This window comes from Janthinobacterium sp. RA13 (genome assembly GCF_000745325.1).
GTDB lineage: Bacteria > Pseudomonadota > Gammaproteobacteria > Burkholderiales > Burkholderiaceae_D > Janthinobacterium > Janthinobacterium rivuli.
This window is the reverse complement of the sequence record NZ_JQNP01000001.1, coordinates 4,333,834-4,351,276: the sequence shown is the minus strand read 5'-3', so window position 1 is coordinate 4,351,276 and position 17,443 is coordinate 4,333,834. Positions and strand designations below refer to the sequence as shown.

The following is a 17,443-nucleotide window of genomic DNA, read 5'->3' as shown; positions in this document are numbered from 1 at the left end:
AATTCTGGTAATACAGGGGACTAGCAATAGATAGTTTTTGATGCGACAATTTAACCAAATAATATTAATTTGGGGGTGATGGTAATGCTGGACAAGATCAGTAAGAAAATCTTGATGGAATTGCAGAGCGATGGACGCATCAGCAATGTGGAGCTGGCCGCGCGCGTCAACTTGTCGCCGGCGGCCTGCCTGGAGCGCGTGCGCAAGCTGCACGAATCCGGTTACATCATGGGCTATACGGCCCAGTTGAACCCGCAGCTGCTCGACGTGTCGCTGCTGGTGTTCATCGAAGTGGTGCTCGATCGCACGACACCGGAAGTGTTCGACGCCTTCAAGCATAGCGTACAAATCATTCCAGAGGTACTGGAATGTCATATGGTCGCCGGCGGTTTCGATTACCTGGTCAAGGCGCGGGTCAAGGATATGGCCGCCTACCGCGAATTCCTGGGCAAGACCTTGTTGCAGAAAGGTGTGCGGGAAACCCACACTTATGCCGTCATGGAAGAGGTCAAAAACACCACCAAATTGCCAATTAAGTGACCCTGGTGTAGCGGCCCCGTTTTTCTGATTGAGCTATCGGAACAAATGTTGTAGGGTAGAACTACAATTCTGCTATCCGGTAGCCGGCCTGAAAACGACGCGCAGACGTTGTATTCAGGGTGCAAGGTGGGCAATCGTGCCCACCCGCATACGGCCACAGCACGTCCCTCCCGGGACGTGACGGGTTCGCGCAGCGGGGGACAAATGAAGCAGTTGCAGCATCAGCTGGTGCGTTTCTTTGTATTCACGATCCTGGCCATGGCCGTCGCCTGTTGCCTGGCCTATTTGCTGCTGTTGTCGGGCGGCGAGCATCCCTATCTGATTGCCTGCGTGGCCGCCGCCATCGGCGCCGCGCTGCTGGCGTTTGCCGGCCGCCCGCGTGGCGAACCGGGCTTGCACCAGTTCGCCGACACGGTGGGCAACGCCATCGATGCCATCATGATCGGCGCGGCGGAAACCTCGTATTTTGTCGATTCCGTCAAACAGAAGGTGGAACTCGACGTGCGCACGGCCAGCGACATCGCCGACAGCTCCGTACAAAATGCCGCGATGACGGAAAAGATCGCCGCCAATGCGGAACGGGCCGCCAAGGTGGCCGCCGGCGTGCGCGTGGAGAGCGTGGCGGCGCGCGCCGAGGTGGATCAGGGCTTGCGCCGCATCAATAGCGCCCGCGAAGAAGCGCAAGGCGCTTCCAGCAACATGCTGAGCTTGCAGGAAAAATCCAAACGCATCACGGGCTTTACGGAAGCCATTTCCGATATCTCCGCGCGTACCAACTTGCTGGCGCTGAACGCCGCCATCGAAGCGGCGCGCGCCGGCGAACACGGCCGCGGTTTTGCCGTGGTGGCCGGGGAAGTGCGGCAATTGGCGCAGCGCACCAAGGAAGCCTCCGATGAAATCAGCGTGATGGTGCGCGAAATCAATGAACAGGCGGAAAAAGCCGCGCGTGGCATGAGTTCGCTGGCGGCCGGTGTCACGGAAGCGGCGCGCAACGTGGAAAGCGTGCATGCCTCGCTCAGCCATATCGAAGAATCGTCGGGCGAGTCGGAAGACGAGATCGGGCAGATCGCCCGCGCCTCGCGCGAGCACGTCGACACGACGCAAGTGATCGCCGACGCCATCCTGCAAATTCGCGACAGCATGCTGTCGACGAATGCCGAATTGCCGCGCGCCACGCAGTCAGCCATGGCCCTGGCCGAGCGGGCCGAAGTGATCGCCGGGGCCCTCGGCGAATCGAGCGTGGTCACGCCGCACGACGAGATCCGCGAGGCGGCCCAGCGCGCCGCGCGCGAGGTGGGCAAACTGTTCGAGCAAGCGATCGCGTCGGGGCGCATCACGCGCGAAGCCCTGTTCGACCGCCACTATCGCCCCATCCCGAACACCAATCCGCCCAAGCACAACACGAAGTTCGACGCCTTTACGGACAAGGTGTTGCCCGACCTGCAGGAAGGCGTGCTGGCGGCATTACCCCACCTGGCCTACGCGGGCGCCGTCGACAACAATGGCTATTTTCCAACGCACAACAAGAAGTTTTCCCAGCCGCTGACGGGCGACTACGCCACCGACATGGTCAACAATCGCACCAAGCGCATCTTCAGCGACCGCACGGGCAAGCGCTGCGGCAGCAACACCAAGGCCTTCCTGTTGCAAACCTATAAACGCGACACGGGCGAAGTCATGCACGATTTATCCGTGCCGATCCACGTCGATGGCAAGCACTGGGGCGGTTTCCGAATCGGTTATCGCTCCAGCAATCACGCATAGCAAAACGCCTGATGAGAAATCATCAGGCGTTTTTTCTTGCGCAGGCTACGGTTTATTCAATATGCGGCTTCGGCGCCACGCCGCCGCCGGCTGCCGTCGCCGTCCGTAAAGTGGGCGTGTTCATGCTTTCCAGATGATTGCGCAGCCATTTGTGGGCGGGGCTGCGGGCGTCGCGCTCGTGCCACAGCATGTCCAGGTGGACGGCCGGCAAGGTCAATGGCAAATCCTTGTACAGCAGGGACTCCGTCATGCCCGTCGAGGCGATCAGATGGCGCGGCAAGACCGTGATCAGGTCGGAATTGGCGACCACTCTGCCTGCCGTGAAGAACTGGTTCACCGTCAGCAAAATGCGCCGCTCGCGGTGGATCTGCGACAGCGCTTCGTCGATCAAGCCATGCGCGCGGCCGGAAAAGCTGACCAGTAAATGGTTCGCCGCGCAGTAGTTATCCAGGGTCAATTCCTTGTCGGCCAGCGGATGGCCGCGCCGCATCACGCACACATACTTGCCGGAATACAGGCGCTCGTGGCGGATGGGCGAACCTGTTTCGCTCGACAATTGCGCCGCCACGCCGGGAAAAAAGCCGACGGCCAGGTCGATATCGCCGCGCAGCAGCATCGGGCGCGGTTCGCGCGTGGTCAGCGGCATCATGCGCACGTTGACGCCGGGTGCTTCCCGTTCGATCGAACGCATCAATGACGGCAGCCAGAACGCGGCCGTCGCATCGGCCATGGCCATGCGGAAGGTGGCGTGGGTTTTCGACACGTCGAAGGTTTCCGGCGTGACGGCCGCTTCCAGGCTGGCCAGGGCCGAGCGCACGGATGGCCACAGGGCTTCGGCGCGGGGCGTGGGTTTCACGCCATACGCCGTGCGGATCAGCAATTCGTCACCGAGGCTCTCGCGCAGGCGTTTGATGGCGTTCGATACCGCCGGCTGCGTCATCGCCAGGTGGCCGGCTGCGCGCGTCAGGTTTTGTTCCGTCATGACGGCGTCGAAAACACGCAGCAAGTTCAGATCCAGCGTCAGAAAACTCATGGAAAGCCCAAGATAAAAGTTGAATTGATTACTTAAAATTGATTACTTAGGAGTGTAAACCGCGCCGGGCACGAATATTTTCACTCGTCAAAAAATATTACAGTTTTCCATTCACGATTCATATAATTGGTATCAAGAAATGGAATTAGATTTATATGTTGCACTGCACTATAGTACTGGCAAATTCTATAATGCACTGGAACACTATGTCTACCTTCGCCTCCGCCCTGTACGCAGTATCCGCACCCGTGCTGGAGATTTCCCTGCTGAACACCCTGCAACTCGTGCTGGTGATCGTTGCCGTGGGCGCCTTCGCCCTGCTGTTCAAGCCTTTGCTGGTGGGCATCGCCCGCGCCATGATGCTGGTGGTGCGTCCCAAACTGAGCCGCGAAGAGCGCCTGGCGCGCCAGCAGATGCGCGAAGCGCAAGCCTTGCAGCGCACCTTGGGCAAGATGGATGGTGTGTCGCCAAGCAACGCCGCCGAACTGCGCGCCCTGTCGACCCGCGCATAAGCTCGCTGTTGCAGAAAGACCAGCCGGCGCGAGCCGGCTTTTTTTACGCCCGCGTTTTCGTTCAGGCCATGTCACCCAGCAAATGCGCGCGCAATACCGTGTCGGCCGGATGGGCGCCGATCCAGATTTTCAGCAGCGCATTGTAAAAGGCCAGGTCCGGCACCGTGTCGCCCACCTGCTTGCCGTTCAGCTTGCACAACGTCCCCTCTTCCGGCAGCCAGTCCACGGTGAGAATGTCGCCCTTTTTCAGGCCGGGCACCATTTCGAACATGGCGCCGAACTGCATCGTCTGGCTCAGCAGGCGTGTGCGGTCGGCCTGCTCGGAACTGCGCTTCAAGCCCTGCATGAAGGCTTGCCCAAGCTCGTCGGAAGTGATGTCGCGCAGCATGACGATTTCCAGGCGGCGCGGTCCGGGCAGGGCCAGGATGTCGGCCAGCTGGGTTTTCTTTTCAGGCAGGTACAGCGCAATCGTGTAGACCTTGAAGATGACCTTGTAGCGTACGCCGGCGCCGTTGAGTTTTAATTCGCGGCTGGCCAGCTGCACCGTGTCGTCCAGCTTGACGCCGCCGATCTCGACGGCCAGCGCCGGCTGTGCCAGGAAGGCGCTCAGGCAGGCGGCCGCGAGGGAGCGGCCCAAACGGGATGTGCTTATTTGCATCTTCTACCTCCGTGGAAACCATGGGCTGTGGATAAGTCAGCACACAGTGTAGAACAGTTGGCAGAAGCTGGCGCCACGCAGAAGTGGCCTGGATGTGGCGCGGGAGAAAAGCTTAAGTCTTGGCGGGCAATTCCGCCTGCAGGCGTTCGTACTTGGCCATCAATTGCTCCGGGCTTTCGCGCCAGGCGGGATTGAAGGGGATGCAGCTGACGGGGCACACTTGCTGGCATTGCGGCTCGTCAAAGTGGCCCACGCATTCGGTGCACTTGTTGGGATCGATTTCGTAGATTTCCGCGCCCATGTAGATCGCGTCATTCGGGCACTCGGGCTCGCAAATGTCGCAATTGATGCATTCGTCGGTGATCAGTAATGCCATGATTTCACTCTTACTTATTGCGATGAAGCAGCGTTGGCGGCAATCTTGTTTTGCAGCCAGCGGTTCACCGAGGGGAAGACAAACTTGGAGACGTCGCCGCCCAGCGCCGCGATTTCGCGCACGATGGTGCCCGAAATGAACTGGTACTGGTCGGATGGCGTCAGGAACATGGTTTCGACATCGGGCAGCAGGTAGCGGTTCATGCCCGCCATCTGGAATTCGTACTCGAAATCGGAAACGGCGCGCAAACCGCGCACAATGACTCTCGCTTCATGCTTGCGCACGAAATCCTTGAGCAGGCCGGAAAAGCTTTCCACTTGCACGTTCGGGTAATGGCCAAGTACTTCGTTGGCGATTTCCAGGCGTTCGTCGAGCGAGAAAAACGGTTGCTTGTTCTTGCTGTCGGCGACACCGACGATCAGCTTGTCAAACAGACCCGATGCGCGGCGCACCAAATCTTCATGACCGCGCGTGAGCGGATCGAATGTTCCTGGATAAACGGCTACAACCATTGCGGCTCCCTGACGATGCACCAATATAGACGCGCATTATGCCTGAAATTGGTGACCACCTTGGTGCAGTGCCTCGGGCCAGGGAGCTTTTTTGCCTCATTTATAGGCAGATTCAGGCAGTTGCCGGCACTTTGTTGTAAGTTAGCAAATGATAATAAACGGTGCCCGCCTTGTCGGCGCGGATGACTTCCCATGGAGCCATCCACTCCGGTTTTTCCAGTGCGCTGGCTTTATCGAAGACCAGCGGCAAGCCCGATTCCGCGTACACCATGCCGCCTTCCTTGAGCAGGTTGGCGCACAAGGGCAACACTTTTGCCAGGAAATCCTGCTGGTAGGGCGGATCGAGGAAAATCAGGTCGAAACGCTGGCCGCGCGCTGCCAGGCCTTGCGCCGTCAGCAGGGCGTCGCCACGCAGCAGTTGGACATTGTCGGCGCGCAATTTCGCCTTGTTCTCTTCCAGCTGGCGGATCACGGGCGTGTGCGTGTCGACCATGGTGACGGAGCCTGCGCCGCGGCTGGCCGCTTCAAAACCCAGCGCGCCGCTGCCGGCGAACAGGTCCAGCACCTGGGCGTTGGACCAGTCGCCGTCGCGCAAGTGATTGATCCAGTTAAATACGGTTTCGCGCACGCGGTCCGGCGTCGGGCGCAAGCCCAGTGCCTGCAAAACAGGCAGCACGGAGCGCTTCCACTGGCCGCCGATGATGCGCACCTGGTTCGGTGGCGGCGCGTGGTGGACGGGGACTTTGGCGGGTTTTTTAATCTTCTTTTGCATGGGGGATTTCTTCAATTCGGTGGCGGCCACTATAGCATATGGCCCCCTCCCCCCTGCTGGCGCTGCCTGTCTATTTGGCTTGCGTGGCCAGGGAATTGAAATCGTCGATCCAGCCCTGCATGCGCTTGACGGCGTGGGCTTTTTGCGCCGGCGTGGCGCTCTTGATCACCGTCATGACCATCTGCGCCGTGCTGCTTTCGTAGGCATCGAAGAAGGCCTTGCGCTCGGAATGCTCGAGGCGCTCAAAACTGTCCTTAATCAGGGTCGTGATCAAGGCCACGGTCGCTTCCTTGCCGAGTTTTTCCTGGTGAACTTTCTTGACCAGGTTCAACACGTTCTGCTGGCGCCGCATGCGTTCGTCGAGCCAGATCTCATTGTTCAGCGGACGTGCGTCCGACGCCTTGCGGATGAGGGCTTCCTGCTCGCTGCTGAAGCTGCCGAACCACAGTTCGAATTGCTCCATGGCTTTCTTGTAGCGCAGCTTCTGGCGCTTCTCCTGATCGCCGCTCAGGTATTTCTTGCGGTAATCATCATTGTTCGACTTGAACTTCTTTTCCATCTGCGCGATCTGCTCGGGTTTGAGCGAGCGCGCCAGGTCGGCCAGCTCGGGCGCCGCCTTCAGCAACAGCGCCTGGGTGCGCTGCTTGATCTCGCTGTAGTCGGCCATCAGGTCCGCCTGCGTGATATTGCCTTGCAATTGCTTCTGGCCCGTGTACAGGATTTCCACGTAATCCTTCAATTGCGTCTTGCGGTGCCAGTCGAACAGCTTGTCGATATCCTCGCGCACCCAGCCCTTCTGGTCGCGGTCCAGGTCGACATACGCGTTCAGCCACCAGTACAGCACGGTATCGCCATTGTTGTAGGCCAGGCGCAAGCCGCTGCAGCCGGCCATGACGACGAGCAGTAAGGCCAGCACGGCATAAGTAAAGCGGCTGGAAGGCGTGGAAGACGGGGCCTGCGTGTTAAACTTTTTCATATTCTTAACTTATAAAAGACGGTCTATGAACGTTGTCATTCTCGCTGCCGGTATGGGCAAACGCATGCAGTCGGCACTGCCCAAGGTATTGCACCCGTTGGCGGGCAAGCCGCTGTTGTCGCACGTCATCGACACGGCGCGCGGCCTGGCGCCGTCCCGATTATGCGTGATTTACGGGCATGGGGGCGCAGCGGTGCTGACGTTGCTCGACGGCTACAAGGTGAACCATGCCGTGCAGATCGACGCCGCCGAGCAGGCGCAGCAACTGGGCACCGGTCATGCCGTGCAACAAGCGCTGCCTTTGCTCGATGACAGCGTGCCGACCCTGATCCTGTACGGCGACGTGCCGCTGACCAGCGCCGCTTCCCTGCAGCAGCTGGTGCAGGCGGCTGGCAACGACAAGCTGGCCATCCTGACCGTGGAACAGGACGATCCCTTTGGCTTGGGCCGCATCGTGCGCGAGCATGGCGCCATCGTGCGCATCGTCGAGGAAAAAGATGCCACGCTTGACGAGCGCGCCATCAAGGAAATCAACAGCGGCATCATGGTCGCGCCTACCGTGCAGCTCAAGCAATGGCTGTCGGCCTTGTCGAATGACAATGCGCAAGGGGAATACTATCTGACCGATATCGTTGCCCAGGCCGTCGCCGACGGCGTGGCCGTCACCTCGGCCCACCCGGCCGCCGTGTGGGAAGTGGCGGGCGTCAACAGCAAAGTGCAGCTGGCCCAGCTGGAACGCATCCACCAGAACAATATCGCGCAAGCCTTGCTCGAGCGGGGCGTGACCCTGCTGGATCCTGCCCGCATCGACGTGCGCGGCGAACTCATTTGCGGCCGCGATGTCACCATCGACGTCGGCTGCGTGTTCGAAGGCCGTGTCGAACTGGGCGACGGCGTGCGCGTGGGCGCCAACAACGTGATCATCAACGCCACGGTGGCCGCTGGCGCGCACATCAAGCCGTTTTGCCATATCGAGGACGCCATCGTCGGCGCCGCCTCCATCATTGGCCCTTACGCGCGCCTGCGCCCGGGCACGGTCCTGGCGGAAGACGTGCACATCGGTAACTTCGTCGAAGTGAAAAACAGCCAGATCGCCGCGCACAGCAAGGCCAACCACCTGGCCTACATCGGCGACGCCACCATCGGCTCGAAGGTCAACATCGGCGCCGGCACGATCACTTGTAATTACGATGGCGTGAACAAGTTCCGCACGGTGATTGAAGACGATGCCTTCATTGGCAGCGACAGCCAGCTGATCGCGCCCGTCACCGTCGGCAAGGGCGCCACCCTGGGCGCCGGCACGACCTTGTCGAAAGATGCGCCGGCCGGCAAGCTGACGGTCTCGCGCGCGCGCCAGGTGACCATCGACGGCTGGACGCGTCCTGTGAAAATCAAGAAATAAGCGCACCGCCCTCGGTTCGCATGACGCCGTCAGCCTGTCCGGGCTGGCGGCGTTTTTTTACGCCTGTGGATAATCCTGTGGAGAGTTGGCTGGCAACCCGGGATAAGTCGCGCCATTTTTCTCATCCTCTATTTCCTCGACAGTATCGTGTGTGGATAAACATGTGAACAAGCATGCTTACAAGTGATGGATAAGCCCGGTATAAGCTGCGTATAAACGGCAAAAAACCTGTGGAAAAGACGGGATAAGTTATCTGACCCAGCTTACCGCTCCAGCGTGCAAGCCAGTCTGCGCAGAGTGCAAAAACATTCCCCTATTTTTGCTTGCCTGGATTGTGGATAAACTTGTGCATAATCTGCTGGCAAGCCATGAATAACTTATAAGTCATTGTATTGTAAGTATATTTGTGGCCTATTCATACAGGCTGCCTGTGGGTAAGGCTGTGCAAAAGCCTGTGATTAAGGCGTGGGCAAGCGATGGATAAGCCGGGATAAGTTTGATCCTGGAGACTATGTATATTTATTCAGAGGTCTCACGCGAGGCCAGATGTTGCGGCTGTGGAAATCTGGAATTTTTTGTGTTGTGGATAAACTTGTGCATAAGCCGGCGAAAAACCAGGGATAAGCCGGGATAACTTGTCTGCAGCCTGCTTCACACGGCGATGCGCGTCTCGAATTTGCTGCGGAACGTGGAAAAATAGCTTTTCACGTTGCGCACATTCGCGTGCGCGGCGAACAGGCGGTGCGCCAGCGCGTGATACGCGGGCATGTCGGCCACCTGCACCATCAGCACGAAGTCGGGCCCGGGCGAGACGCGGTAGCATTGCAGCACCGCCGCTTCTTGCGCCACCAACTCTTCGAATTCCGCCATGCGTTCCGCCGCCTGCACATCGAGCGTGATTTCCACGATGGCCGTCAGGCGCGCGCCCACCAGCTGCGGCGCGACGATGGCCACCTGCCGCTCGATGACGCCGCTTTCGCGTAAATGCTTGACTCTGCGCAAACAGGTGGGCGCCGAGACGTGGACTGCTTGCGCCAGCTCGCTGTTGGTTTGCGATGCATCAATTTGCAGGGCGTTCAGAATGCGACGATCGATCTCGTCGAGGGTAATGTTGCTATTGTTCATGATTTTAATGAATTGGGAAATATATCGAGTTTAAATGAAATAATATTTCATCGCAAAATGGTCGTGAAATATTCAATCAAAAATACATAGATTTAGAAAGCATATTTCATGCGCTCTGCATTAGCATGCTTGCATTGATTAAATTTTAGACAGAGGTTTCCATGTGCGGCATCGTCGGCGCAGTAGCGCAACGTAATATCACTCCCATCCTGGTCGAAGGCTTGAAGCGCCTGGAATACCGCGGCTACGATTCCTGCGGCATCGCTCTGCATGCGGATGGCCGTTTGCAGCGTTCGCGCTCCACCTCGCGCGTGGCCGAGCTGGAAAAGCAGATCGCGGAAGAAGGCTTGAGCGGTTTTACGGGCATCGCCCATACGCGCTGGGCCACGCATGGCGCCCCTGTCTCCTTCAATGCCCACCCGCACTTTTCCCCCACGGAAGAGAACGCCCGCGTGGCGCTGGTGCATAACGGCATCATCGAAAACCACGACGAACTGCGCGCCGAACTGACTGCGCTCGGTTACGTCTTCCAGAGCCAGACGGACACGGAAGTGATCGCCCACCTGGTCGAGCACATGTATAACGGCGACCTGTTCGAGACCGTGCAGCAAGCTGTCAAACGCCTCGACGGCGCGTATGCGATTGCCGTCTTCTGCCGCGACGAGCCGCACCGCGTGGTCGCCGCGCGCCAGGGCTCGCCCCTGATCGTCGGCCTGGGCAACGGTGAAAACTTTGTCGCGTCCGACGCCATGGCCCTGGCCGGCACGACGGACCAGATCATCTACCTGGAAGAAGGCGACGTGGTCGACCTGCAATTGTCGCGCTGCTGGATCGTCGACGTCGACGGCAAGCCCGTCGAGCGCGAAGTGAAGACCGTGCACGCGCACACGGGCGCGGCCGAGCTGGGCCCGTACCGCCACTACATGCAGAAGGAAATTTTTGAGCAGCCGCGCGCCATCGGCGACACGCTCGAAGGCGTGACGGGCATCATGCCGGAACTGTTCGGCGACAACGCCTATGCCATCTTCAAGCAGATCGACCGCGTGCTGATCCTCGCCTGCGGCACCAGCTCGTATGCGGGCATGACGGCCAAGTACTGGATCGAGTCGATCGCCAAGGTGCCCGTCAGCGTGGAAGTGGCCAGCGAATACCGCTACCGCGACAGCGTGCCGCACCCGAACACCTTGGTCGTGACCATTTCGCAAAGCGGCGAAACGGCCGACACCCTGGCAGCCCTGAAACATGCGCGCAGCCTGGGCATGCAGCACACCTTGACCATCTGCAACGTGGCCACCAGCGCCATGGTGCGCGAATGCGCGCTGGCCTACATCACGCGCGCCGGCGTGGAAGTGGGCGTGGCGTCCACCAAGGCGTTCACGACGCAGCTGGCCGGCCTGTTCCTGCTGACCCTGTGCCTGGCGCAAGTCAATGGCCGCCTCTCCGAAGAACAGGAAGCGGCGCACCTGAAAGCCATGCGCCACTTGCCCGTCGCCATCGCCTCCGTGCTGGCGCTGGAACCGCAAATCATCGCCTGGTCCGAAGAATTCGCGCGCAAGGAAAACGCCCTCTTCCTGGGCCGCGGCATGCACTACCCGATCGCCCTGGAAGGCGCGTTGAAGCTGAAGGAAATCTCGTACATCCACGCCGAAGCGTATCCGGCCGGCGAACTGAAACACGGTCCGCTGGCCCTGGTGACGAATGAAATGCCCGTCGTCACCATCGCGCCAAACGACGCGCTGATCGAAAAGCTGAAATCGAACATGCAGGAAGTGCGCGCCCGCGGCGGCCAACTGTACGTCTTCGCTGACGTGGATTCCCGCATCAGCTCCGGCGAAGGCCTGCACGTCATCCGCCTGCCCGAGCACTACGGCGACCTGTCGCCGATCCTGCACGTGGTCGCGCTGCAATTGCTGGCCTACCACACGGCACTGGCGCGCGGCACGGATGTGGACAAGCCACGCAATCTGGCGAAGTCGGTGACGGTGGAGTAAGGGGGCCGGATTCAGGCTTTCTTCTGTGGACAAACAATAAAGTCTGACAATAAATAATAAAGTCTGACAAAAAATAATAAAGTCTGACAAAGGCCGCCTGGCGTGGCTTTTGGCCCTGGCAGCGGCCTTCAAGCGGTGTGTTTCCTTCCTCATGTCAATCAAAGAATAAGGTCTGCCCAGGCACTGCCGGCGTACTTCTGGCCCTGCCAGTGCCCTAGACCCATCAGGGCATAATTTCCGATTTGTGTAATGGTGTCCCTAGACGTGGTGTATGAGATGTGATTCTCAAGGGGATGGGTCCCTGGTCAGTTGATCACGGCAGAGAGCCGTGCAGACTGATTTTCGCTCAAGGAGCGCAATCCTTTAAGCTGCATGTATCGCGGCTTCAGCGACGCCACGCAGACCGCGCCGGGTCAGGCCGCGCAAGAAGTCCGTCTAGAGCGGTTCTCCTTCGGAAAGACCCGTGGCCACGCCAAGAATTTCGCGCACGCCGTCGGTATCGACGGCCACAGCGATTATTACGGCTACCGATACCACCCGTCCGGCTTGGCGCGATTTAACGCAAGTGGCGACGATCCACAGGTAGGGCCAGTCACGCTCGATGGGCCGGCCCAGGAAGGCTTGCACGCGCTCATCGATTTCCTCGCACAGCCGCGAAACTTGGCTCTTGGACACACCAGTCATGCCCATGGATTTCACCAGTTCATTGACCGAACGCGTTGAAATGCCCTGGATATAAGCTTCCGGGATTACCGCCGTCAGCGCTTTCTCGGCCGTGCGCCGCGGCTCCAGGCCTTGCCGGCCCGTGTTTCATAGGCCCGGTCGCGGTAGTCGTTGCGGCTGTTGGTGCGCTCCTCGCTGCGCTCGCCGTAGGCGGCCTGAGACAGCGCTTCGACGTCCATTTCCATCAGCCTTTGCAGCGCGTGTTGCAGCGTCTGGCGGATGACATATGCGTCTGCCCCCCTTTTCGGCCATATCGATTTCACCTATGTGGCGCTGAGACCCGAGGGCCAGCCCGATTTGGGTCACCGGTGAGCACGTGCAGGATGCATCACAACAGGCAGTAAACTGGAATGTAGCTTAAAAGCTGCTAACCTAATTATCACACCGCCAAAACTCTACGACGTTCGGTTTGAATCTAGCGCTTTGAATCCCTGACCATTACCATATGTCATTTTTCGCAAAGATCTACAGGATTTCGCTATGGGAAAGAGACGATTCAAGACCGAAGCGGATATTGCGCGCTTTGTGAAACAGGGGTACGGACAAGGGGAAGGCTCATCCTACAAACCGTGGCTGCGCGTGCAAGATATTCCATCACTAGGCCGGTCTCGCAAAGCCCCAGGCATAAAATCTGGGCGCATGCACCATTTTTTTTCCGACCTGGAATTTCGCTATTTCCTTCTGCTTGAATTTTCTGACCTGGTGGTAGACATCCGCGAACAGTACCCATTGTTTGCGACATCGAAGGCCCGGGACATCGCTGCGGAAATGGGCATCCAGTATCCGGTTTTTGTAGGCACGCAACTTCCATTTGTGTTGACGTCCGACTTCGTGGTCACACTTCAGGAACCCGGACAAAAAAAACGATTGGCGATCAGAACCTGCAAGTATGAGAAAGACCTTGTTGATCCCAATAGTGGGCTATGGACTATTGATAAGCTTGATCTGGAGCGGGCAATATGGGCCGAAAGCTCTATAACGGACTGGAAGATTGTGACAGAAAAAGTGGGTAGCCAGATCCTCTTCGACAATTTGGAATGGTTACACAGGTCTGCACGGATGGAAGAACCCGTAGATGCTTCGCCAGACCAGCAAAGCCGATTCACGGAGCTCGTTCTAAAAGCGGCGGATGGCGATCGGACCATGGCGTCTTTGGTACGTGCCGCCTCAACGACGACCGGCGTCCCATACCGATCAGGTATGAAACTCTTAAAGCACTTACTCTGGAACAAGAGCATTGTGATGGACATCGCTAGCACCCCGTTGGACCCCACTTTGAAATGCCCGAAACTGTCGATACCGGCCATTCGTGAAACGAACAGGAGGGCCGCATAATGCTAACTGTTAATGCAGTTCTGAAGGCGGTTTTCGCCGAACCGCCGTTTGAGCACCCGATGCGTGTTCTTTGGACAGACCGAGAGATTGACCTGGTCATGTTGTTTGCTCTCAAAGAGCCGTATGGTGTGCCGACGCCGATGCTGCTTAGCGACGTTGAATCAATGCTTGCTGCTGATAAGTTGCGCAAGGTATCGATGCGCCTGCCCTCATTCATGCTGCAAACAGAAGACGAGCTAAGCGATGCCGCCAAAGCTAAGCGAACTCAACTATGGGGTCTGATCGGTCCTATTTTTGCTGACAAGCAAATTTATCTGCCAGGCAAACTTGGGCCCACCATTGCGGCGTACGCCAGCAAGATAAACAAGCCAAAGAAAACGATCTATCGCCTTGTCTACCGTTACTGGGCCTTTGGCATGACGCCAAACGCTTTCCTCGGGAAGTATATTCACTCCGGGGCACCTGGTGTCGAGCGAGAGTACTCGGGCGAGAAGAAGGCGGGGCGTCCTGCGCGCTATTTGGGCGAAGAGAGTCAGACAACAAAAAAACTTACTGAAGACGATAAGCGGATCATCAAAATCGGTTATACGCTGTACAAAAATAATGGAACCCGGCTCATCATTGATGCATACAATAAGATGCTGGACCACTTTTATCGTGTAGAAGTTGCGTCTCCAGATGGCAGTTGTGGAGGTGCGCCACTCAAGCAATTGGACCAAGTACCCTCCCCCACACAATTTTCCTATTGGGGTAAAAAAGCCTTTGACGCGATGGATGTCATGCGAGGCCGAAAGGGTGAAACCAAGTGGGCGATGGACCACCGGCCTATCGTTGGGAACGCTCATCATGGTTTGCGTGGTCCGTGTCACCGGTTCGAAATTGACGCCACGATTGCGGACGTTTATCTGGTTAGTCGCTTCAATCGCAATTGGATTATCGGCCGCCCGGTTGTATATGTTGTCATTGACGTGATGTCGCGAATGATCGTCGGTCTGCATGTGGGCTTGGAAGGACCTAGCTGGAACATAGCGCGGCACGCGCTATTTAATGCTTTCACTGACAAGGTAGCCTATTGTGCTTCCTTCGGGATCGTTATCGATCCGGCGGATTGGCCTTGCGAGCACCTTCCACATGAGGTTGTTGGCGACCGGGGTGAAATGTTAGGTGAGGCTGCGGAGCAGGCGATGCATAAGCTGTCTATTACGCTCGATATTCTTCCGCCGTTTCGCGCTGACTGGAAGGGTACAGTCGAAAGCTCGTTCCGTCTCCTGCAAAGCCGTGGCCAGATCCGCTGGATGCCTGGTGGGCTCAAAAGCCGGGAGAAGGAGCGTGGGCAACGAGATTACCGTCTAGATGCCACGCTGGACCTCCATCAATTCACGAGCATCATGATCAGGTCTGTGCTGGATTGGAATCATCATAGTCGTGACCCTAAACGTCTTTCAAAGGTCATGATTGGGCAGAACGTTGAGCCCACACCTATGGCGATTTGGAACTGGGCGGCGCAAAACGACTTGATCGAGCCAAATGAGCGAACCCGCGAAGAGATCTATCTGCATCTGCTGCCTCAGGCCCGAGGCTCGGTGCAGGCAGGTGGGATTTACATTAACGGAATGTTTTACAACAATGTGCTAGATCTGACTGGAAAGCGTTCGGCGAATGCCAGGGCCAATGGTCGCGAAAGTATCGACATTTGGTCTGAACCGATGGCCGATCACATCTGGATCAAGGATAGATCCGGCGCCTTTGTGCAATGTCCGCTCCGCTCTTCTGAAGCGCGATGTGTCGGTATGCGCACTGAAGAGGTAGTCGATATGCTCGCGATAACTGGGGCAATTTCTCCAGAGAGCCAATATGCCGCGCTCAATAGCAGGGTCGATCTCGCTGGATTCGTGGAGTCTACCGTTGCAACGGCGAGCGCAGCGAAGCAAGAAGCGCAGGCGCCTACATCTGCTGCGGCTGCGGTGGCTGGCATTAAGGGCAATCGAGCCCTGGAGCGCGACATACAGAGAGCCGATGCTTCCGCAGCAGCGCTTGGTGGCAATAGCGAACCATTTGTGCCTGGACCTACGCATGCTCCAGCTCCAGCCAAAAGGGAGTCAAGCGTAGCCAGCGAATATGCGGGTGCGAGAGGGGCTGAGGTGATTAGTTTGTTGAGCCGTGCCGGTAGAAATAGGAGCAAATAAGTGGTTTCAATTCAAGCATTTTATGAGGACTCTCCAGTATTGGAGTACGCCGGTAATCCCTTAATTGAGGCCTTGCCGCCTATTTTGTCTGAAGAAGATGCGGTGGAAGGTTTGGCCTCGATTCCCCCTTTACCGGGAGAAGAAAGAGCACTTCCTAAGCATATTCGCATGCATTGCTTAAATCGGATATCGCATCTGATCCAGCCATTTATGATTCATCTAGAACTGGAAGCTGTCATCTCTTCAGTTCTACGTAGTGGTTACATCGGGCGAAATCCGATGGATGCAGCCACGTGGCGGCACTTGCATTCCATCAGAGCCCAAAGTGGCTCTTCAATTACCAACGTTACAGCCTCAACGTTCAGTTTGATTGGACTGAGTGGAATGGGGAAAACCACTGCCTTGAAGGCGGTCCTGAATCTTTATCCACAGGTCATCACGCATACCCGATACCACGGGCGCGATTTCATTCATACCCAGATTGTTTGGCTGCGATTTGATTGTCCAAATGACGGATCATTGGTTGGATTGTGCCAAGCGTTCTTTCGCGCTGTTGATGCCGCGCTTGGCGACGATATTCACGCAACCCATTATCGAACTAAGCGCAGTGTATCGAGTTTGATTCAAGCGATGGAGCAGACGGCGAGCACGTATTTTGTCGGCGCCATCTTCATTGATGAGCTACAGCACCTTAACGCGGCAAAAACGCCTGGCAAGGAAAGCATGCTTAATTTCTTCGTCACGTTAATCAACACCATAGGCATTCCAGTCGTATTTGTGGGAACCAACGCTATGGCAAGACTTTTTGCTGATGTTGTCAGAAACGCCCGCAGGGTTTCCGGTCAAGGCGTGTACGATTTCAAACAACCGGAAGAGCATGATAAGACGTGGAATTTGTTGCTTGAGACAATGTGGGACTATCAATGGGTTCAAAATCCTTGCGAGTTGACCGATGCGTTAAAAGCCACCATCTATGATTTGACCCAAGGTGTCACCGACTTTCTGGCCCGGTTCATGATCTTGGGACAACGATATGCAATCCAATCGGGCATCGAGCAACTTGATGCGACCGTTTTTAAGCATATCGCTGGCACCAAGATGAAGTTATTGTTGCCAGCGATTGAGGCTTTACGAAGTAAAGATCCAGGCAAGATGAGCCAGTTCGAGGATTTGTTACCGCTCGACGATCAATTGGAAAAAATCATGCAGGACGATCTCTATGTCGTTCCTACGGCCATCTCAATCTTGCGTGCACAGCAGCAGAAAAGACTCGGGGGGGCGGCAACAACAGCCGATTCTGAATTAGCTGCCAATAAAGCCGCCGCTGCGCAGCAGAGCGCCGTTGGTGATAAGTACGCTGATTCTCCACAAAATACTAGCTCTGCCGCACCAGCGAAGGTGGCCCGTGTGATACCCATGTCGGCGAAAATACCGACCGTTTCGCAAGCGACGAATGTGCTCCGCGCCGCTGGCTGGTTGGCCAGTGACCCATTCGAGTTTGAGCCTGCGTATATGGCCGCATAGAAGATGGGGCAGCT

15 protein-coding genes and 1 pseudogene are annotated in these 17,443 nt (G+C 57.3%); 8 read left to right on the top strand and 8 right to left on the bottom strand.

The annotated features are described in order from the left end of the window. Positions 1-84 precede the first annotated feature (84 nt). The gene (locus FG13_RS19180; RefSeq protein WP_010393827.1) at positions 85-540 is read left to right on the top strand and encodes an Lrp/AsnC ligand binding domain-containing protein; all 456 of its coding nucleotides are present in this window, start codon (positions 85-87) and stop codon (positions 538-540) included. 204 nt (positions 541-744) lie between these two features. Beyond that, positions 745-2,304, top strand: a complete 1,560-nt coding sequence (locus FG13_RS19175) for a methyl-accepting chemotaxis protein (protein ID WP_035823431.1) — start codon at positions 745-747, stop codon at positions 2,302-2,304. Between the two features lie 52 nt (positions 2,305-2,356). Here FG13_RS19175 and FG13_RS19170 read toward each other — a convergent pair whose 3' ends face one another. Then, a complete protein-coding gene (locus FG13_RS19170) occupies positions 2,357-3,337 on the bottom strand; it encodes a LysR family transcriptional regulator (protein ID WP_034752642.1) in 981 nt (326 codons plus the stop codon). 206 nt (positions 3,338-3,543) lie between these two features. Between FG13_RS19170 and FG13_RS19165 the strand changes: the two genes are divergently transcribed. Next, entirely contained in the window at positions 3,544-3,849 is a 306-nt protein-coding gene (locus FG13_RS19165; RefSeq protein WP_035823429.1) for a hypothetical protein, read from the top strand. Positions 3,850-3,910: 61 nt separating this feature from the next. Here the strand turns inward: FG13_RS19165 and FG13_RS19160 are convergent, their stop codons facing one another. The 5 genes from FG13_RS19160 to FG13_RS19140 all read right to left on the bottom strand — a co-directional run bounded on the left by FG13_RS19160 (position 3,911) and on the right by FG13_RS19140 (position 7,143). Further along, entirely contained in the window at positions 3,911-4,507 is a 597-nt protein-coding gene (locus FG13_RS19160; RefSeq protein ID WP_035823427.1) for a chalcone isomerase family protein, read from the bottom strand. 112 nt (positions 4,508-4,619) lie between these two features. Continuing rightward, the gene (locus FG13_RS19155) at positions 4,620-4,883 is read right to left on the bottom strand and encodes a YfhL family 4Fe-4S dicluster ferredoxin (RefSeq protein ID WP_035823425.1); all 264 of its coding nucleotides are present in this window, start codon (positions 4,881-4,883) and stop codon (positions 4,620-4,622) included. Between the two features lie 14 nt (positions 4,884-4,897). Then, positions 4,898-5,395 (bottom strand): pantetheine-phosphate adenylyltransferase, encoded by a 498-nt coding sequence (gene coaD / locus FG13_RS19150; protein ID WP_034752633.1) that lies wholly within the window; start codon positions 5,393-5,395, stop codon positions 4,898-4,900. 112 nt (positions 5,396-5,507) lie between these two features. Continuing rightward, positions 5,508-6,167 (bottom strand): 16S rRNA (guanine(966)-N(2))-methyltransferase RsmD, encoded by a 660-nt coding sequence (gene rsmD / locus FG13_RS19145; RefSeq protein ID WP_035828479.1) that lies wholly within the window; start codon positions 6,165-6,167, stop codon positions 5,508-5,510. Positions 6,168-6,237: 70 nt separating this feature from the next. Next, positions 6,238-7,143, bottom strand: coding sequence for a DUF6279 family lipoprotein (locus FG13_RS19140; RefSeq protein ID WP_035823423.1), 906 nt, complete (start codon positions 7,141-7,143; stop codon positions 6,238-6,240). Positions 7,144-7,168: 25 nt separating this feature from the next. Here FG13_RS19140 and glmU point away from each other — a divergent pair, with 25 nt between their 5' ends. Continuing rightward, a complete protein-coding gene (glmU, locus tag FG13_RS19135; RefSeq protein WP_035823421.1) occupies positions 7,169-8,545 on the top strand; it encodes a bifunctional UDP-N-acetylglucosamine diphosphorylase/glucosamine-1-phosphate N-acetyltransferase GlmU in 1,377 nt (458 codons plus the stop codon). 651 nt (positions 8,546-9,196) lie between these two features. Here glmU and FG13_RS19130 read toward each other — a convergent pair. After that, entirely contained in the window at positions 9,197-9,670 is a 474-nt protein-coding gene (locus FG13_RS19130; RefSeq protein ID WP_035823420.1) for an Lrp/AsnC family transcriptional regulator, read from the bottom strand. 161 nt (positions 9,671-9,831) lie between these two features. Between FG13_RS19130 and glmS the strand changes: the two genes are divergently transcribed. Continuing rightward, positions 9,832-11,661 carry a glutamine--fructose-6-phosphate transaminase (isomerizing) gene (glmS, locus tag FG13_RS19125; RefSeq protein ID WP_035823418.1) on the top strand — a complete coding sequence of 610 codons (1,830 nt, stop codon included), beginning with the start codon at positions 9,832-9,834 and terminating at the stop codon, positions 11,659-11,661. A gap of 438 nt (positions 11,662-12,099) precedes the next feature. On the opposite strand, the pseudogene FG13_RS30165 reads toward glmS, so the two are convergent. Further along, a pseudogene (locus tag FG13_RS30165) lies at positions 12,100-12,647 on the bottom strand (transposase); the annotation flags it as partial. A gap of 217 nt (positions 12,648-12,864) precedes the next feature. Between FG13_RS30165 and FG13_RS29100 the strand changes: the two are divergent. From FG13_RS29100 to FG13_RS19105, 3 genes are read left to right on the top strand one after another with little or no spacing between them, the layout of a single operon-like run. Next, positions 12,865-13,719 (top strand): TnsA endonuclease N-terminal domain-containing protein, encoded by an 855-nt coding sequence (locus FG13_RS29100; RefSeq protein ID WP_081922643.1) that lies wholly within the window; start codon positions 12,865-12,867, stop codon positions 13,717-13,719. Further along, the gene (locus FG13_RS19110) at positions 13,719-15,905 is read left to right on the top strand and encodes a DDE-type integrase/transposase/recombinase (RefSeq protein ID WP_035823416.1); all 2,187 of its coding nucleotides are present in this window, start codon (positions 13,719-13,721) and stop codon (positions 15,903-15,905) included. The genes FG13_RS29100 and FG13_RS19110 overlap by 1 nt, the downstream gene beginning before the upstream one ends. Beyond that, positions 15,906-17,429: an ATP-binding protein gene (locus FG13_RS19105; protein ID WP_081922642.1), complete on the top strand. Its 1,524-nt coding sequence runs from the start codon at positions 15,906-15,908 to the stop codon at positions 17,427-17,429. It abuts the gene before it with no gap. Positions 17,430-17,443: the final 14 nt, after the last annotated feature.

Coding starts and splice junctions, on each gene's coding strand:
- coaD (WP_034752633.1), bottom strand. CDS start 5,395: ATGGTTGTAGCCGTTTATCCAGGAACATTCGATCCGCTCACGCGCGGT.
- FG13_RS19180 (WP_010393827.1), top strand. CDS start 85: ATGCTGGACAAGATCAGTAAGAAAATCTTGATGGAATTGCAGAGCGAT.
- FG13_RS19155 (WP_035823425.1), bottom strand. CDS start 4,883: ATGGCATTACTGATCACCGACGAATGCATCAATTGCGACATTTGCGAG.
- FG13_RS19175 (WP_035823431.1), top strand. CDS start 745: ATGAAGCAGTTGCAGCATCAGCTGGTGCGTTTCTTTGTATTCACGATC.
- FG13_RS19165 (WP_035823429.1), top strand. CDS start 3,544: ATGTCTACCTTCGCCTCCGCCCTGTACGCAGTATCCGCACCCGTGCTG.
- glmS (WP_035823418.1), top strand. CDS start 9,832: ATGTGCGGCATCGTCGGCGCAGTAGCGCAACGTAATATCACTCCCATC.
- FG13_RS19140 (WP_035823423.1), bottom strand. CDS start 7,143: ATGAAAAAGTTTAACACGCAGGCCCCGTCTTCCACGCCTTCCAGCCGC.
- FG13_RS19170 (WP_034752642.1), bottom strand. CDS start 3,337: ATGAGTTTTCTGACGCTGGATCTGAACTTGCTGCGTGTTTTCGACGCC.
- glmU (WP_035823421.1), top strand. CDS start 7,169: ATGAACGTTGTCATTCTCGCTGCCGGTATGGGCAAACGCATGCAGTCG.
- FG13_RS19130 (WP_035823420.1), bottom strand. CDS start 9,670: ATGAACAATAGCAACATTACCCTCGACGAGATCGATCGTCGCATTCTG.
- rsmD (WP_035828479.1), bottom strand. CDS start 6,167: ATGCAAAAGAAGATTAAAAAACCCGCCAAAGTCCCCGTCCACCACGCG.
- FG13_RS29100 (WP_081922643.1), top strand. CDS start 12,865: ATGGGAAAGAGACGATTCAAGACCGAAGCGGATATTGCGCGCTTTGTG.
- FG13_RS19160 (WP_035823427.1), bottom strand. CDS start 4,507: ATGCAAATAAGCACATCCCGTTTGGGCCGCTCCCTCGCGGCCGCCTGC.
- FG13_RS19110 (WP_035823416.1), top strand. CDS start 13,719: ATGCTAACTGTTAATGCAGTTCTGAAGGCGGTTTTCGCCGAACCGCCG.